Genomic DNA, 17409 nt, shown 5'->3' on the forward strand with positions numbered 1-17409 from the left:
GATCAGGACGGGTTCAGACCACCGACGGAGGTATCGGCCCGCCGGGCCGGGCCGCAGAGACCACAAGGGGAACAGCGCAGACCATGACCGAGGCGATCATGCTCGTCGGTGGTAAGGGCACGCGACTGCGTCCGCTGACCACCCACACCCCCAAGCCGATGCTGCCCGTGGCAGGCGTCCCGTTCATCGCGCACCAGCTGGCCCGCGCGGCCGCCGCCGGGGTCACCCGGGTGGTGCTGGCCACCTCCTACCTGGCCGAGGTGTTCGAGGACCACTTCCAGGACGGCACCCCGTACGGGATCGAGCTGGTCTACCTGACCGAGCGCGAGCCGCTGGGCACCGGCGGGGCCATCCGCAACGCCGCCTCCGGGCTGACCTGCGGCCCGGACGAGCCGGTGCTGGTCTTCAACGGCGACATCCTCTCCGGCCTCGACATCGCCGCCCTGCGCGACGGCCACGTGGCCGCCGGGGCCGACGTCACCCTGCACCTCACCCGGGTGGAGGACCCGCGGGCCTTCGGCCTCGTCCCGACCGACGAGAACGGGCGAGTGCTGGAGTTCCTGGAGAAGCCGGAGACGCCGGAGCAGATCGTCACCGACCAGATCAACGCCGGCTGCTACGTCTTCACCCGGTCCGTCATCGACCGCATCCCGGCCGGCCGCGAGGTCTCCGTCGAGCGCGAGACCTTCCCCGAGCTGCTGGCCACCGGCGCCCTGCTGCGCGGCGTCGTCGACACCTCGTACTGGCTGGACCTCGGCACCCCGGCCGCCTTCGTCCGCGGCTCGGCCGACCTGGTGCTCGGCAAGGTCGACTCCCCGGCCGTCCCCGGCCCCACCGGCGACGCCCTGCTGCTGCCCGGCGCCACCGTCCACCCCGGCGCGGTGCTCAGCGGCGGCACGGTGGTCTCCGCGGACGCGGTGATCGAGGCCGGCGCGATCGTCGAGGGCAGCGTGATCCTGCCCGGCGCCGTGATCGGGCCGGACACCCTGGTCAAGGACTCGATCGTGGGCGCCTACGCCACCGTCGGCGACCGCTCGGCGCTGGACGGCGCGGTGATCGGCGACGGCGCGATCGTCGAGTCCGACAACGAGCTGCCCAACGGCATCCGGATCGCCTGCGGCACCCTGCTGCCGGTCGGCGCCGTCCGCACCACGGCCGGCCCGGGCGGCTGCCCGGCCGGCACGGCCGCGGCCGCCTCGGTGCACGGGCCGTCGGTCACCGCCCAGCGGTAGCGGCTCCGGCTCCCCGGCCGGGGCCCTGGAGGGCCCCGCCTACCGCCCCGCCCACCGCCTCGCGGAGGACTTTCGGACGCGTTCGTCTCAGGCTCGCTGCAAACCGGCCCCGGCTTCGTCCGGGGCCGACGCGCACTGGGCCGGACGGGTACCTTCGGAGCGTGGCTGGTAATCGATACGACAGCGGTCAGGGCGCCGACCGTCCGCACGGCGGATGGTCGCCCCCTCCGCCGCCGGCGGGGGCGCCCGGGGGGTACGGGCGGACGGACGGGCCCGGGGACGGGCCGGAGTACTTCACGGCCGCGCACCCGACGGCAGCGGCCGGCGGCCCGGGGGGCCACGGCGGTCCGGGCGGTCCGGGCGGTCCGGTCGGCGACGGGTACGACCCGTACCCGGCCGGGCCGTACGCGGCAGACCCGTACGCGGCCGACGCGCCCGGCAACACCCGGGCCTTCCCGGCCGGCGACCCGTACCGCGGCGGCGCCGCCCCGTACGGGCAGCAGCAGCCGCCGTACGGCCAGGAGCACGGCCAGTACGGCCAGGGCCAGTACGACGACGGCGGCTACGGGCAGCAGCCGCCGCCGTCCTACGGCCAGGACCAGCAGCACCCGTACGGGCAGGACAACGTCACCGTCTACCGGGCCGGCGGCCAGTCCGCCCCGCACGTCAGCGGGCCCCGGCCGCAGTGGCGCGAGCTGTTCGTCGGGATCTTCCGCAGCCCGAGCGCGACCTTCGACCGCACCCGCGACCACCAGGTCTGGCTGCCCGCCCTCACCGTCTCGCTGCTGTACGGCGTGCTCGCGGTGCTCGGCATCGGGCTGACCCACGACGACATCGTCAACTCCGCCTTCTCGGTGGCGCTGACCGGCCTGCTCGCCGCCGCCGTCGGCTTCACCGTGGCCGGCGCCGTCTTCGGCGCGGTCACCTACGCGCTGGCCCGCCAGCTCGGCGGCGACGGCCCGTGGAAGTCGACGGTCGGCCTGGCCGTGCTGATCGGCTGGCTGACCGACGCGCCCCGGCTGGTGCTCGACCTGGTGCTGCCCTCGGGCAGCCCGGTGGTGCAGGTGGTCGGCTGGGCGACCTGGGGGCTCTGCGCGTACCTGCTGACCAGCATGGTCCGGCGGGTGCACGACCTGCCCTGGGGCAAGGCGGCGGGGGCTGCGGCGGTGCAGCTGATCGCGCTGCTGGTGCTGATCAAGCTGCCGACGCTGGGGTGACCGGGCCGACCGCGGCGTCCTGATCAAGGCCCCCGCCCCCGGCGGCGGGCCGGCAGGCAGAATGGTGGGCGGGTCCGGCCGGAAGGCCCGGGCCCGCCCACCCTCGTTCGTCCACCACCAGCGGAGCCAGCCATGACCCTCCCCACCACCCACGTCAGCTTCCCGGCCGGGGCGGTGACCGGAGAGTCCCCGGTGCTGGCGGTGCACCCGCTGGCGGACGGCCGGTACGCGGTGGTGACCGAGGCCAGCCCGTTCCACCCGCTCGACCACACCTGGCCCGACCAGCCGGCCGACCACGGCACCCTCACCGTCGACGGCACCGAACTGGCCGTGGTGGACTGCCTCACCGGCGCGGTCGGCCCGGACGGCGGCGCGCCGCTGGTCGGCGCCGAGATCCCGGTCAAGCGCGGGGACGAGGAGTGGTCCTGGCTGGTCCTGCACGTCCTCGCCACCGACCCCGGCGACCTCACCGGCCGCACCGTCGCGCTCGCCGTCGACACCGAGCGCCGGGCCGCGCTGAGCGCCTCGCACAGCGGCTGCCACCTGCTCGCCCTCGCCCTCAACGCCGCGCTCGCCCCGCGCTGGCGCAAGGACCCGGGCCGCTCGGACGCCTTCGGCAACCCCGACTTCGACAGCCTCGCCATGGCGAGCTCGGTCATGGACACCCAGGCCAGCACGGACACCTACCGGCTCGGCAAGTCGCTGAAGAAGAAGGGCTTCACGGTCGACGCCACCGAGGAGTTCCCCGCCCTCGCCGACGCCCTGCCCGCCCTCACCGAGGACGTCAACGCCCGGCTCGCCGCCTGGGTCGCGGCCGACGCCCCGGTCCGCATCGAGGTCCCCGGCCCCGAGCTGACCGCCCGCCGCCAGTGGCACTGCGAGCTGCCCGAGGGCGGCGCGCGGATCTTCTGCGGCGGCACCCACCTGCACCACCTCGGCGAGCTCGCCGAGCTGCGCACCGAGCTGCGGCTGTCCGAGGACGGCGCCGAGCTGGTCGCCGTCACCAGCCCCAAGCGGGCCTGACGCCCGGGGCGGCTCGGGCGCGGGCCCGTACGCCGCCCGGAAACGCCGCGGGCGGCCACCCCCGGGGAGGGGGTGGCCGCCCGTCGTGCGTGCGCCCTGCCGCGGTGCGGTCGGACCTCGCTGCGGTCAGACCTCGCTGCGGTGGAAGTTCAGGTACGAGCGGGACGGCGTCGGGCCGCGCTGGCCCTGGTAGCGCGAGCCGTAGCGCGCGGAGCCGTACGGGTGCTCCGACGGCGAGGAGAGCCGGAACAGGCACAACTGCCCGATCTTCATCCCCGGGTAGAGCTTGATCGGCAGCGTCGCGACGTTCGACAGCTCCAGCGTCACGTGACCGCTGAAGCCGGGGTCGATGAAGCCCGCCGTGGAGTGGGTGAGCAGGCCCAGCCGGCCCAGGCTCGACTTGCCCTCCAGCCGGGAGGCCACGTCGTCGGGCAGCGTGATGACCTCGTACGTCGAGGCCAGCACGAACTCGCCCGGGTGCAGGATGAACGCCTCGTCGCCGTCCGGTTCGACCAGCCGGGTCAGGTCCGGCTGCTCCTCGGAGGGGTCGATGTGCGGGTACTTGTGGTTCTCGAACACGCGGAAGAAGCGGTCGAGGCGCACGTCGATGCTCGACGGCTGGATCATCGCCGGGTCGAACGGGTCGAGGGCGACCCGGCCCAGGTCGATTTCGGTCCGGATGTCCTTGTCAGAGAGCAGCACGCTTCGAGGTTACGTGCACGACGGGGCCCCGGACGAATCCGTCCGGGGCCCGGTGTCCTCCCGCCGGCCGTCAGGCCAGGAACTCAGCGGCCTCCAACCGCATCGCCTGAGCCAGTTGGGCCGTCGACAACTCCCGCACGTCGGCCAGCACCGAGCTCCGGAGCCGTCCGCACTGCGGACAACGGATCAACCGCCCGGGCCCGAGCCGCCTGGGACCGAGGTTCTGCATCGGGAACGTGGTGGTGCTGAACAGGTGCCCCTCGGCACAACGAACGACGGCGCGCTGCTCCATCGATCCCCTTCCCATCCCTAACCCAGTACTCACCCGTACTCATCGCGCCCCGGCGGCCAGGCCCCGGGACAGCGTCACATTAGGGGATGTTCCGGACATTCCACACCATGGCTCGCCGCCCCGCCCCCACACCCACCGGAGCACTCGCACGCGGCCCAAACAGTACGCCCCCCGCCCACCCCCACCCGGCTCCGCCACGACCCGGGGCGGGCCGTGCAACCACTGTCTCGGATGGGGTACAGTGACACTGGAATGAGCGGTCTCTGACGGCTCATCAGGCGGGCGTAGTTTAATGGTAGAACATGAGCTTCCCAAGCTTAGAGCGCGAGTTCGATTCTCGTCGCCCGCTCCACGGTAAAGCCCCAGGTCAACGGCCTGGGGCTTGCTTGTTGTCTGGACCAATTTGGGGCTGTCGTGCCAGATTCGTGCCAGAAGGCCGCCAGCGGAGCGTTGGCGTTGGAAGATTTTGGCCACTGAGGGTGCCCGGTGGGCGGGATGGGCGCCATGCGTCTCGAATGATGAGATCGATTTTTTGCGATACCCATCACCATGTTCTCGCCCTGGGTGCGTGGTCCAGGCGGCGGGTGGCCGATCGTCGGGCGCGACCACAAGTCCGAGTCGCTTGTAGGTGCCCCACAACTCGGGTTGGCGGCGGGGTGGGTCAGGTATGCCAAGTCTCCAGCGAGGTGGTGTGCGGCACGGAGGGGGCAGCGGCCTGCTTCTTCAATGATCGCATCGGGGTTGTCTGGGCACCGATCAACCAGTATCGCTGACGCATTGTCAGTTGATCTACCTATGCTGCCGTTTCATACACGCCGACCGCACCGGCGAACCATGAGGAACAACTGGAGCCCCGATGGGTCAGATAGCAGCCGGACACACCTGCGCGATCAAAACCGCCTCAGGGGGTCTGATATCGGCCGACTGGTGCATTGAGCACTTCGCCCAGGTCCTTGTCGGGCTGCCAGACCTTGCCGAGGCCGACCCCGCCCGACCCGAACTGCTCATCCACGAGGAGACTGTCAGGTCGAAGCACATTCAGATCTATTACACGCCGTTCGACCGGAGCATCGATCCCGATGTGAAGGTGATCCTGGTTGGTGTCACGCCAGGGCGTCGGCAACTCCATCTTGCGGTGCAGGCGGCCCAGGCCGCGCTGACTGAGGGCCGTTCCCCGGAGGAGGCAGTCCGACAGGCGGGCCAGACGGCGAGTTTCGCCGGGTCGATGCGAAAGACCGCCGTGACGATGCTGGATGCTATCGGTCTGGCCGAGGCTCTCGGGATCACCACCGCGTCCACTCTGTTCGGCGAGCATGCGGGCATGTGCGCCACCACCTCGGCGGTCTGTCACGCGGTGTTCGTCAACGGGAACTACGAGACCGTGCGGATCGTCGTCGACGGACCGCCAGCCATCCAGACTCGTATGCGGCTCTTCGGCTACAAGGGGAAGGTGCTCCACGACTGCGACGGCACCCGGTTCCTCGCACCCGAGGCGGAGGCCGGCAAGCCCTGCGGGTGCCCTGGGACCTTTGCGGAGAAGAGACTGGCGGCGAGGTCCTACCGAGGCCCCCAGCCGAGCATCAGCATCCGGTTCAAGCTCGCCGCCGAGCCGGCACTGGGAGAGTTCATCCACGTGAGCGGGTCGCGGGCACTGCTCGAGACGGTGCCTGATCTCCAACGGGCGCTGGCCGAGGCTAGCGGCCCCGCGACGTGCGAAATCTCTCTAGAGCTAGTGAAGTTGACCACCGCATCCGGCAGGTCCGTCTGCTTCCGGAAGCCGGTGGTCCGTGTGATCGGCGATTTATCCGAGCCCGAGCCTCGCCCGGTCGCAACGCGCCGGGCGATCAAACGGCGCTGTCGAGGCTGGCTGCGGCCCATGCCTGCTGGACGGCGCGGATTTCCTGATCGGTGGGTCTGCCTGGTCGGGTGGGCAGAAATCGGGCGGCGATGATCACCCGGCGGAGCTTGGCGACCATGTCGGAGACGGACGGATCGGTCTTGCTGGTGTACCAGGGGGCACGCTCGCGCCGGTCGGCGGCATGGCCGGGGTGGTGGCCGTGCAGCGCGTACCAGACGATGGTGATCGTGTAGCAGTACAGGCCGAATGGCACGGTGCGCTCGACGGCGGCCCGGGTTCGGCTGTGAGCCTGGCCGGCCCCGAGTAGGTCGCGGGTCTCGGCGAAGGTGACCTCGATCGACCACCGCCACGCGTAGCGGGTGATCAGCGCCGGGGCGGGCGTGGTCAGGTCGGTGGTGACCAGCGCCAGGTCGTAGCCGGTGGTGGTGTCCTCGTCGCGCAGGAGGATCACGCGGACGGTGCGGGTGCGGAAGGAGCCGTACCACAGGCAGGTGATCTCGGCCAGGTGCACGGTGGCGGTGCGCTGGTAGCGCGTGACCTCGACGGACGCGAACGTGCAGCTCACAGCCAGTTCCTTCGCCGTGCCCAGGCGGGCGCCCTTGAGAGCGGGCCGGCCGCGCTTGTCGGTGCGGGGCGAGGTCGTAGAGCACCGCGGACGCGGGAAGCCGGGTGGTGAAGGTGCAGGTGGCGGGCAAGTCGCGCAGCGCCTTGCCGTGGTAGGCGGCGTCCGCGACGACGCGGATACGGCGGGTATGGTGGCATGCGGCCAGGAACCGGAGCATCGACGCGGCGAGGTCGACCTTGCTCAACTCCTGCTTCGGGCGCCACAGCCGGGCCATCACCGGAAGGCACACCGGCCGGGCCAGGAAAGGGAGTTGGACGATGATGCCGATCACGACGAAGCAAGTCCCGCGCCCGACCGGCTTGGCGCCCTGGGCCGCGCCGTCATGCTGCCAGGCCGCGCCGAACACCTTCTTCCCGCGCCGCTTGAACAGCGTGTCGTCCACCGCCACGGTCAGCACCCCGTCCTCGGGCAGCAGGCGGCGCACGATCAGGTGGGACAGGGACGCGCCCAGGATGTCCGGGCTCCAGCGGGCGCGGGAGAAGAAGGCGTGGGCGCGGTCATTGGACCAGGTGCGCGTCAACCCGGCGCCGACAAGCATCCCGGTCACCGTGCACTTCCCGGTCTGAGCGATCAGCCCTGTGACCAGCGCGGCGAAGGTGCCGAACGTCGGCGCGGTGAAGTTGCCCCGCAGCAGCTGCAACACGGCGAGCAGCGAAGCAGGTACGGTCGGATCCGGAAGCATCGGCAGGTCCCTCCGCGGAGACGACAGAAGCACCGCCGATGCTTCTCTGCTGTCGCCAGCCCAAGCGGCCAGATGACACCACATCACCCACCCGAGCGACCCCAGCGACGATCAACGAAAACGTCGAAAGTCGAGCCATACCGAAAGCCGCAGGTCACAGACCTGCGGCTTTCGTGTTATCTGGACCAGTTCATCCCTGTCGTGTCAGGTTCGTGCCAGAACGCCGTTCGGCCGCTGCCGGATTGGGCGGTTGGCGCCGACACGGGCGGGGGCTACCAGAAACGTGCGCTCTGTCCGTCGAGTCGATCAGCCGAAGGTCGTCGTGCCAGGTCGGGACCTGCCGGGCCAGTGCCCCCAACGAACGGGCACCCTTTGTCAGGGCCGCGGCTAGGCCGGCAATTGGACTCATTCATCTAGGCGCTCTGCGCTGCCTGATGGGGCGCGGGCCCGGGCTCTGCCGTGATCAGGGTTGTGATCGCGGGGAGTTGCTCGCTGAGGAAGAAGTGTCCGCCGGGGAAGGTCGTGAAGCGTGTTCCCGCCGTGGTGTGGTTGCTCCAGGCGGCGGCGCCAGCCTGGCTGACGCGGGAGTCGCCGTTGCCGGTGAGCACGGTGACGGGGCAATCGAGGACGGCGTCGGGGGCGCAGCTGTACGTCTCGATCGCCTTGTAGTCGCTGCGGATGGCCGGCAGGGCGCCCCGGAGCAGTTCGTCGTCGACGAGCAGCCGCTGGTCGGTGCCACCGAGCGCGGCCATCTCCTTCAGCAGCGCGTCGTCATCGAGCCGGTGGACCGCGTCGGTGCGGAGGAAGGAGGGGGCGCTACGGCCGGAGGCGAAGAGGTGGGTGACCATAATGTCCTCGCGCTGGAATCGCAAAGCCACCTCAAAGGCGAGAATCGCGCCCATGCTGTGCCCGAAGAACTGCAGCGGAAGGTCGGTCCAGTCGGCGAGTGCCTCGGCGACCGCGTCGGCATACCGGGGAATGCTGTCGATGAGAGGGTCGGTACGCCGGTCCTGGCGGCCCGGATACTGAATGGCCACGACGTCGACGACGCCCGACAGGGCGAGTGCGAGCGGGCGGAAGAAGGTGGCCGATCCGCCCGCGTGCGGAAAGCACACCAGTCGGCGGTCCGCCCCGGGGGTGGGCTGGTACCGCCGAATCCAGGTGTTCTCCTCGCGTCCGCCGTCCGACATGGCCCTGCCTTCCGTCATGAGTCAAAGGGGAAGTGGGCCGCGTCAGCGGGAGCCGTCTCCGTCGTGGCCTCTTGGAAGTTATCCGCACCCGCGCTGGACGGTAAGGCCGATTAGGGGCACGGGCGGCTACTCCTTTTGGGGAGTGTCCATGCCACTTCGGGTTCAGCGGCGCAGCGCGCCGTGCAGCGCGGCCATCCAGTGCTCCGTGGTGCGTCGGGCCAGGGCGCTGTCCGGCGCGTACCCCTCGAAGAGGTGGAAGGCGCCCGGTACGAGGTGGAGTTCGGTGCTGACACCGGCCTCCACGAGTCGGCGCGCGTAGTCCATGCCCTCGTCCCGCAGGGGGTCGTTTTCGGCCACCATGATGTAGGCGGAGGGGAGTCCCGACAAGTCGTCGGCGCGGGAGGGGGCCGCGTAGGGAGCGGTCGGGTCCGCGCCGCCGAGGTAGGTCTGCCACATGGTCAACGCGGTCCGCCGGTTGAGTATGCGGTGGTCGGTGACGCTGTGGGCGGAGGGGGTGTCGCAGCGGTCGTCCAGCACAGGGATGAGTAGGAGCTGGTGGATCAGCCGTGGGCCGCCCTGGTCGCGGGCTATCAGGGCTACCGCGGCGGCGAGGCAGCCGCCTGCGGAACGCCCGCTGACCGCCAGCCGGTCGGGGTCCACGCCGAGGCCGGCCGCGTTGGCGTGCAGCCAGCCGAGCGCGGCGTGGCAGTCGGTGAGCCCGGCGGGGTAAGGGTGCTCGGGCGCCAGCCGGTAGCCGACCGAGACCACCACCGCGCCGCCTCCGAGGCAGATCTCGCGGCAGTTGCCGTCGGCGGTGTCGAGGTCTCCGGTGACGAAGGCGCCGCCGTGGCAGTAGAGCACCCCGGGCAACGGCGCGGCGCCCTCCCCGGTCGGGATGTAGATGCGCAGCTCCACCTGGTTGCCGTCAGGGCCGGTGAACGAGGCCCCGCTGATCTCGATCCTCGGGTCGGCGGGCGCGGGAGCGGCGGCGAGCAGCTGCCGGGTGGCGGCGCGGGTGCCGTCGACGTCGCTGAACCAGTCGAGCGTCGGAAGGGTGGTGAGCACGGGGGAGAGAGCGGGGTCGATATTCACAGATTTCCTCGGTAGCCTACGGTATTTCATTCGGCGCGCGATATTCGAAAAAAGGAGAGCCGCCACCCGGGTGGCGGCACCGAATTCTTGCGCTCAGACGGCCGCGTTATTCGCGTGCCACGATGTGTGCGAGGTGTCGGTCCGGATGACCGAGGCGGCCATCGCCTTGTTCACCGCGTCGATCCGGGAAACCGCGTCGAGTTTCTCGAATATGTTTCGCATGTGGCGCTTCACCGTGCCTTCAGCGATTCCCATCGAGGCCGCCGTCTGCCTGTTGCTGCGGGCTGCGGCGACATGGTTGAGAACCTCGATCTCGCGGTTGGACAGCGCACCCGGCCCGGTCGGCTTTTGCCGGGAGACCTTGAGGCTCTTCCGGGAGACCGACATGGTCACCTGCTGGTCGGCGCTGCAGGCGGCGCGGATCGCGGAGATCAGCGTCGCGCGGGTCGCGCTCTTGTGGAGGAAGCCGCTGATGCCCAGTTCGAGGAACTCCTGGACCAGGCCGGGGGAGTCGTGCATGGTCAGGATGACCGTGCTCGTGTCCGGGCAGCGCTCGCGCAGCTGCGTCACGGTGGTCAGGGTCTTCTGCCCCGGCATCTCGACGTCCAGCAGGGCGATGTCGGGCTGGTGCTGCACCGCCAGCTCCACAGCGTACTGGCCGTCCCCGGCCTCGGCCACGATCTCGAGGTCGGGTTCGCTGCGCAGGGAGTCGCACAGGGCCTGGCGAAGTATCGTGTGGTCGTCGGCGACGAGTATGCGGATCTGGTCAGACATGTTCTGCGACTCCGATCGGTATCCACAGGTCGACTCGGGTGCCGGTCGGCGCGGCGTCCTTGATGGTGAGTCGGCCGTTGAGTTGCTCGACCCGCTCGGACATGGAGATCAGGCCGTGGCCCCTGCGGCCGGATGCGGCCCGGTGCAGGTCGAGCCCGATGCCGTTGTCCTCGACCAAGACGTTCACCTCGCTCGCAGTGAACTCCACGCGCACCTCGATCCGGCTGGCCGTGGAATGCGCCAGGGCGTTGAGCAGGCACTCGCGCAGCACGAGGAAGAGTTCGGCGAGCGTCCGGTGGCCGGCGGGGCCGCCGTCCCCGATGACATCGATCGTCACCGTGCTCGTCCTGGCCACCTGCATCGACTCCACGAACGCCGCGAGAGCGCCGCGCAGGTCCAGGTCGGAGGAGTCCTCGCGGAGCCGGGTGATGAGTTCGCGCAGTTCCAGCAGGGTGTCGACGAGCGTGTCGCGCACGGCCAGCACCGGCTGCTGCTCGGCCTCGGGCCGGTCGGCGATCGACAGTGCGTAGAGCTCCAACTGGCGCATCGCCAGGCTCACGCTGCTGCCCACGCGGTCGTGCACGTCACGCGCGAGCGCCCGCCGGTGGGCATCGGTCGTGTTGTGCAGCGCGGTCAGCAGGGCGGCCTCGCGGTCACCCGAGATGACCTGCCACCGTGCGTTGACGCTGCGGTGGAGCGTCAGGAGTGCTTCGGTGAGCAGGGAGGTCCGCTGAGGCCCGTCGCCCACCACCTCCCGCAGTGCGGCCGCCACCGTCTCGAAGAGCAGTGTGGACGCTTGCGCCAGGGCGACCGGGTCGTCGGCATGGACCGCGGGATGCGCATCGGCGGCGGCTCGCGCCAGACGGGTCGCCTCCTCCGGGGTGACGGCCCGCCCCAGCTCCAGGGTCAGCGCACAGGCGGCGATGACCTCGCCGGCCTGGACGGCGATACGGTCGCGGCTCGAAGTACTCCACATCAGCGTGCTCCGCTGGCTTACCAGTTGCGCACAAAACCGCTCGACCAGGGCGGAGGAACGGCCCAGGAGGGCATGCCCCGGCCCGTTTTCTTTGCTCAGATTTTTCTTGAAGGCCACGAGTAATCCCCCGATTCGGTGGGCTCCCAAGGATCTACCGGGTCCTCGGCTCGGGGCGGCGCACCACCTGCTGCAACGCCCGGGTGCACTGCTCAACGCCGCAGACCTGGAAAGGCGAGGATACATCGTCCACTGCGAGCCGCGAGGCTCGATTCTGGTTCGCGGCCATCTATGGCTCCAGTTATGACGACAAGTCAGTTTAATTGGGGCGCCGATTCGCGGGGCGGCCCGATGTGGGCGCCAATGGAGTGATCCGAGTCACGTGTCGGCCTGGGGGGGTGGGGTGGCGGCGACCGTGGCTACCACGGAAATCCCCGCCGTGCGTTTCGGACCGGTTTCAACTTCCATTTCTCGATGGCCAATTGATGTAGATCCGCACAGTCGGAACTCTTAGCGTTTCGCCACGGTCACAGCCGGTAAGTGTGATCCTCGGCGCCGCCGTACGCGCCTCCGGGCCGGCGCCCGGGGTGGGGGGTTGCCCGGTGCACCCGGGTCGTGATCAGAGTGATGACCTGCGCCAACCGCCCTCCGGCACGCCCGCGCGGGCACCGATGAGGGTCATGAGACACATCGGTATCACTAAAGGAGCACACGGTCGGCTGCGCCTTAAGTGACCTACTTCCCAACGCTCTTGGCTAACTAACGTGGCCTCCGCGCGGCAGGTCAGCGGGCGGGATGCCTGCCCTTCACGCCGGACTTTCACATTCGAAGCACGTGGCAGTAGGGGGATTCCAGGATGAGGCTGGGCGGCGCTCTGAGCATCAAGGCGGCCTCGACATGGCTACCGGAGGACCGGGAAGCCGTGGACGAGGTGATCGCGGACGGGCGGCTGGAACCCGAGCACCGGCACCGCGTCGGCGTCACCGAGCTCCCGGTCTCGACCGAGCTCGCCGGCCCGCAGCTCGCGGCGCGTGCCGCCCAGCGGGCGCTGCGTGCCGCCGACTGGGACACCGACCGCGTCGGCCTGCTGGCCCACGCCTGGATCTACCACCAGGGTCACGACTTCTGGGCTCCCGCTCACTACGTCGCCGACCAGGCGGGTGTCGGCAAGGCGCTGCCCTTCGGCCTCCAGCACATGTCCAACGGCGGTGCGCTCGGCGTTCAGCTCGCCGCGACCCGTCTGGTCGCGGACCCGGCGATGGATTCGGTCCTGGTCACCACCGGCGACCGCTTCTCCCTGCCCGGCTTCGACCGTTGGGCCGGCGACTACGACGTCGTCTACGGCGACGCCGGTACCGCCCTCCTGCTCGGCCGCACCGACGGCCAGGGCGACCTGCTGCACATGCTCTCCTTCTCGACCGCCGCGGCCGCCGAGACCGAGCTCTTCTTCCGAGGCCGCGATCCGTTCAGCGACGCCGCCCTCGACCACAGCCGGCCCATCGACGTACGCCGCCCGAAGAAGGCGTACCTGGAGATGGGCGGCATGGAGCAGCTCAAGTCGCTCGGCCTGGCCAAGGTGCGGCACATCCTGCTGGAGTGCCTGGAATTCGCCGGCATCAAGCCGGGCGACCCGCGAATCCGCTGCATCGCGCTGCCCCGCGCCGGCGACTCCGTCTACAACCTCATGTACTTGCCCGTCATCGAGGACGTGACCAAGGCCGAGCCGCTGTTCCTCGGCCGGAAGACCGGCCACCTCGGCGCCGGCGACTTCATCGCCAACCTCAGCGACATCATCGCCTCGGACATGCTCCTGCCCGGCGAGATCGCCCTCGTGATCGGTGGTGGCGCCGGCTACACCTGGTCCTGCGCCGCCTTCCAGGCCCCGGAGAAGACCCATGGCTGAGCTCGCACAGACCCCCCGCTCGCAGGGCACCCCGACCATCGCGGTCATCGGCGTCGCCTGCCGGCTGCCGGGAGCGCCGGACCCGCAGGCGTTCTGGAAGCTCCTCGACGGCGGCCAGGACGCGATCACCGAGGCACCCGCCGACCGCTGGGATCCCGACACACCCATCGCGGCACGTTTCGGCGGCTTCCTCGACCAGGTGGACCGCTTCGACGCGGGCTTCTTCGGAGTCTCGCCCCGCGAGGCGACCGTCATGGACCCACAGCAGCGCCTGATGCTCGAACTCGGCTGGGAGGCACTGGAGGACGCCCGGATCGTTCCCGCCGACCTGCGCGGCAGCAGGACCGGCGTCTTCGTCGGCGCGATCGCCGACGACTACGCCCACCTGATGCACACGGCCGGCGCGGACGGCATCACCGCGCACACCGTCACCGGCACCCACCGCGGCATCATCGCCAACCGCGTCTCCTACGTCCTCGACCTGCATGGGCCGAGCATGACCGTCGACACGGCGCAGTCCTCCGCGCTCGTGGCGGTCCGTATGGCATGCGAGAGCCTGGCCCGTGGAGACTCGACACTCGCCCTGGCCGGCGGGGTCAGCCTCAACATCCTCGCCGAGACCACCCTCAGCACCGAGAAGTTCGGCGGTCTCTCGCCCGACGGCCGCTGTTACACCTTCGACGAGCGGGCCAACGGCTACGTGCGCGGCGAGGGCGGCGCCGCGCTGCTGCTCAAGCCGTACGAGCAGGCCCTCGCCGACGGCGACCGCATCCACTGGCTCATCATGGGCGGCGCCGTCAACAGCGACGGCGCCAGCGACGGCCTCACCGTGCCCAGCGGAGCGGCCCAGGAAGACGTCATCAGGCGGGCCTACGACGACGCCGGCATCGACCCGGCCCTGGTCCAGTACGTCGAACTGCACGGAACCGGCACCCGGGTCGGCGACCCCACCGAGGCCGCCGCGCTGGGTGCCGCGCTCGGCGCCGGCCGGGCCGTCGCCGCGCCCCTGCTCGTCGGCTCGGCGAAGACCAACGTCGGCCACCTCGAAGGCGCCGCCGGCATCGTCGGTCTGCTGAAAGCCGGACTGAGCATCGCCCACCGGAGGATTCCGGCGAGCCTCAACTACGAGCGGCCCAATCCCGCGATCCCGCTGGACGACCTGCACCTGCGCGTGCAGAGTGAATCGGGCCCGTGGCCGCACCCGGACCGTCAACTGGTGGCCGGGGTCAGCTCCTTCGGGATGGGCGGTACGAACGGGCACCTCGTGCTCGCCTCGCAGCCGGGCCACGCGGAGGAGACGGAGCACCCCGCGGCCGACCGTGACGGGCACCGGCCGCTGGCGCCCGCCGGGGATCCGTCCAAGGACGGATCCCCCGTGCCCTGGCTGCTGTCCGGGAAGACCGAGGCCGCGATGCGCGCCCAGGCCGAGCGGCTGCTCGCGTCGCTTAGCACCGACGCGCCGCGGTGCCCCGCCGACGTCGCGCTCTCACTCGCCACCACGCGCACCCACTTCGCCCACCGCGCCGCCGTGGTGGCCGGCGACCTCGACGCACTCACTGCGGGGCTGGAGGCGCTGGCGCTGGGCAAGCGCTCTGCGGGCGTGATCACCGGTCGCGGCGCCGAGGAGGGCGCCCTCGCCTTCCTCTTCACCGGCCAGGGCAGCCAACGGCTGCGGATGGGCCGGCAGCTGTACGAGACCCATCCGGTCTTCGCCGAAGCCTTCGACGAGGTGTGTGCCGAACTCGACGACCGCATCGGCCGCTCGCTGCGCGCCATCATCTGGGCGGAGGACGACAAGGGCGGTACCGGTGAGGCGGGGTCCGCCGCCGACCGCGCCTCGCTCGACGAGACCCGGTACACCCAGCCCGCGCTGTTCGCGGTCGAGGTGGCCCTCTACCGGCTGATCACCTCATGGGGGGTGCGTCCCGACTACCTCGCCGGACACTCCATCGGTGAGATCGCCGCCGCCCACGTGTCTGGTGTCCTCTCGCTCGCCGATGCCGCGACGCTGATCGCCGCGCGCGGCCGGCTGATGCAGGCCCTGCCGGCCGGCGGCGCGATGATCGCGCTCCAGGCCTCCGAGGCCGAGGTGATCCCGCTGCTGCGCGGCTCGGAGCAGACTGTCGGGCTCGCGGCGATCAACTCGCCGAACTCCACGGTGATCTCCGGAGCCGAGCAGGACCTGCTGCTGATCGCTGAGCACTTCCGCCGGATGGGCCGCAAGACCCGGCAGCTGAACGTCAGCCACGCCTTCCACTCGCCGCTCATGGCCCCGATGCTCGCCGAGTTCCAGGCCGTCGCCGAGACCCTGACCTACCACGAGCCGACCGTTCCGCTGGTTTCCACCGTCACCGGAGAACCGGCCGACGCGGACGAACTGCGGTCTGCGGCCTACTGGGTCCGGCATGTCGCCCAGCCGGTCCGCTTCGCCGGCGCCCTGAACGCCCTGCGCGCCGCCGGCGCGCGAACCTTCCTCGAGGTCGGGCCGGGCGGAGTGCTCACCGCTATGGGCCAGGAGTGCCTGGACGAGCCCGGCACCGTCTTCCTGCCCGGTATGCGGGAGGGCGCCGAGGGACACGCGATTACGGCCGCGCTCGCGGGGCTGTACGTCAACGGGACCGATATCGACTGGCGCGCGGTGATCGACGCCGACGCGACCGTCGTCGACCTGCCCACCTACGCGTTCCAACGCCGCCGCTACTGGTCCGAGCACACCCCGCGCCCCACCGCGGCGGCCACCGCCGGACCGGCCGTCCCCGCCACGCACAGTGCCAAGGACGAGGAGACGGCGCACGCCGCCGTCGAGCCGGGCCGCCGCGCCTCCCTCGGCACGCGGGAACTCACCCGCGAACTCACCGACCTCGTACGGAACACGGTCGGCACGGTCCTCGGCCACACCGCCGATGACGACGTCGTACTCACCCAGACCTTCAAGGAACTGGGCTTCGACTCGCTGCTCGCCGTCGAACTGCGCAACATCCTCAACGAGGAACTCGACCTCCGACTGCCCGCCGGCCTGCTCTTCAACTACCCGACGCCCGCGGTTCTGATCGACCACCTCGTCGGCGAGCTCTCCGGCACCTCGACGGACAGCGGCGCCCCCATGGCCACCGTCGTCCGTGCCGACGAGCCGATCGCCGTCGTCGCCATGTCCTGCCGCTACCCGGACCGGATCACCTCTCCCGAGGAGCTCTGGCAGGTCGTTGCCGAGGGCATCGACACCATCGGCGACTTCCCCACCGACCGAGGCTGGGACCTCGACGCCCTCCTCGGCACCGACCCGTCGCAGCCGGGCCTGTCGAGCGCCCGGCACGGCGGATTCCTCGACACGGCCACCGAGTTCGACGCGGACTTCTTCGGCATCAACCCCCGCGAGGCCGCGGCGATGGACCCGCAGCAGCGCCTGCTGCTGGAGACGGCCTGGGAGGTGTTCGAGAGCGCGGGCATCGACCCCGCGTCCGTGCGCGGCAAGCGGGTCGGCACCTTCATCGGCGCCACCGCGATGGACTACGGCCCGCGCCTGCACGAGACCGCGGACGGCTCCGAGGGCTACCTGCTCACCGGCGGCACCACGAGTGTCGCGTCGGGTCGGCTGGCGTATTCGTTCGGTCTTGAGGGGCCGGCGCTGACGGTGGACACGGCGTGTTCGTCGTCGCTGGTGGCGTTGCACCTGGCGGTGCAGTCGCTGCGGCGTGGTGAGTGCGAGATGGCGCTGGCCGGCGGTGTCACCGTGATGGCCACACCCGGCATGTTCGTGGAGTTCTCGCGTCAGCGGGGTCTGTCCGCGGACGGGCGTTGCAAGGCGTTCGCGGCGTCGGCGGACGGGACGGGCTGGGCCGAGGGTGT

12 protein-coding genes, 1 tRNA gene and 2 pseudogenes are annotated in these 17409 nt (G+C 70.8%); 7 read left to right on the plus strand and 8 right to left on the minus strand.

Annotated elements, in window-relative coordinates; all coding sequences use genetic code 11:
- Positions 1–83 precede the first annotated feature (83 nt).
- The 3 genes and pseudogenes from manB to ABTY61_RS21560 form a co-directional block, all read left to right on the plus strand.
- Positions 84–1148: pseudogene (gene manB, locus ABTY61_RS21550) on the plus strand (mannose-1-phosphate guanylyltransferase); the annotation flags it as partial.
- A gap of 245 nt (positions 1149–1393) precedes the next feature.
- Positions 1394–2449, plus strand: a complete 1056-nt coding sequence (locus tag ABTY61_RS21555; protein WP_350506622.1) for a Yip1 family protein — start codon at positions 1394–1396, stop codon at positions 2447–2449.
- A gap of 132 nt (positions 2450–2581) precedes the next feature.
- Positions 2582–3472, plus strand: coding sequence for an alanyl-tRNA editing protein (locus ABTY61_RS21560; protein ID WP_350506623.1), 891 nt, complete (start codon positions 2582–2584; stop codon positions 3470–3472).
- A gap of 126 nt (positions 3473–3598) precedes the next feature.
- Here ABTY61_RS21560 and dcd read toward each other — a convergent pair whose 3' ends face one another.
- Positions 3599–4174: a dCTP deaminase gene (gene dcd, locus ABTY61_RS21565; protein ID WP_350506624.1), complete on the minus strand. Its 576-nt coding sequence runs from the start codon at positions 4172–4174 to the stop codon at positions 3599–3601.
- Between the two features lie 70 nt (positions 4175–4244).
- Positions 4245–4481, minus strand: coding sequence for a hypothetical protein (locus ABTY61_RS21570; protein WP_350506625.1), 237 nt, complete (start codon positions 4479–4481; stop codon positions 4245–4247).
- Between the two features lie 263 nt (positions 4482–4744).
- Here ABTY61_RS21570 and ABTY61_RS21575 point away from each other — a divergent pair.
- Together ABTY61_RS21575 and ABTY61_RS21580 are read left to right on the plus strand one after the other, a co-directional pair.
- Positions 4745–4818 (plus strand) — tRNA-Gly (locus tag ABTY61_RS21575).
- Between the two features lie 504 nt (positions 4819–5322).
- Entirely contained in the window at positions 5323–6417 is a 1095-nt protein-coding gene (locus ABTY61_RS21580; protein WP_350506626.1) for a hypothetical protein, read from the plus strand.
- On the opposite strand, the gene ABTY61_RS21585 is transcribed toward ABTY61_RS21580, so the two are convergent.
- The 6 genes and pseudogenes from ABTY61_RS21585 to ABTY61_RS21610 all read right to left on the minus strand — a co-directional run bounded on the left by ABTY61_RS21585 (position 6311) and on the right by ABTY61_RS21610 (position 11780).
- Positions 6311–6889 (minus strand): hypothetical protein, encoded by a 579-nt coding sequence (locus tag ABTY61_RS21585; RefSeq protein ID WP_350506627.1) that lies wholly within the window; start codon positions 6887–6889, stop codon positions 6311–6313. The two genes, ABTY61_RS21580 and ABTY61_RS21585, sit on opposite strands and share 107 nt — an antisense overlap.
- Positions 6890–6959: 70 nt before the next feature.
- A pseudogene (locus ABTY61_RS21590) lies at positions 6960–7715 on the minus strand (transposase); the annotation flags it as partial.
- A gap of 329 nt (positions 7716–8044) precedes the next feature.
- Positions 8045–8839 (minus strand): thioesterase II family protein, encoded by a 795-nt coding sequence (locus ABTY61_RS21595; RefSeq protein ID WP_350506628.1) that lies wholly within the window; start codon positions 8837–8839, stop codon positions 8045–8047.
- Between the two features lie 144 nt (positions 8840–8983).
- Positions 8984–9913, minus strand: a complete 930-nt coding sequence (locus tag ABTY61_RS21600; protein WP_350506629.1) for an alpha/beta hydrolase — start codon at positions 9911–9913, stop codon at positions 8984–8986.
- Positions 9914–10006: 93 nt separating this feature from the next.
- Positions 10007–10687 (minus strand): response regulator transcription factor, encoded by a 681-nt coding sequence (locus ABTY61_RS21605; protein WP_350506630.1) that lies wholly within the window; start codon positions 10685–10687, stop codon positions 10007–10009.
- Positions 10680–11780: a sensor histidine kinase gene (locus ABTY61_RS21610; RefSeq protein ID WP_350506631.1), complete on the minus strand. Its 1101-nt coding sequence runs from the start codon at positions 11778–11780 to the stop codon at positions 10680–10682. The genes ABTY61_RS21605 and ABTY61_RS21610 overlap by 8 nt, the downstream gene beginning before the upstream one ends.
- Before the next feature lie 802 nt (positions 11781–12582).
- Here ABTY61_RS21610 and ABTY61_RS21615 point away from each other — a divergent pair.
- The gene (locus ABTY61_RS21615) at positions 12583–13563 is read left to right on the plus strand and encodes a beta-ketoacyl-[acyl-carrier-protein] synthase family protein (RefSeq protein WP_350506632.1); all 981 of its coding nucleotides are present in this window, start codon (positions 12583–12585) and stop codon (positions 13561–13563) included.
- The coding region (locus ABTY61_RS21620) for a type I polyketide synthase (protein WP_350506633.1) at positions 13556–17409 on the plus strand (3854 nt) is incomplete at its 3' end. The genes ABTY61_RS21615 and ABTY61_RS21620, both read left to right, overlap by 8 nt.

The organism is Kitasatospora sp. NPDC096128 (genome assembly GCF_040303105.1).
Taxonomy (GTDB): Bacteria; Actinomycetota; Actinomycetes; order Streptomycetales; family Streptomycetaceae; genus Kitasatospora.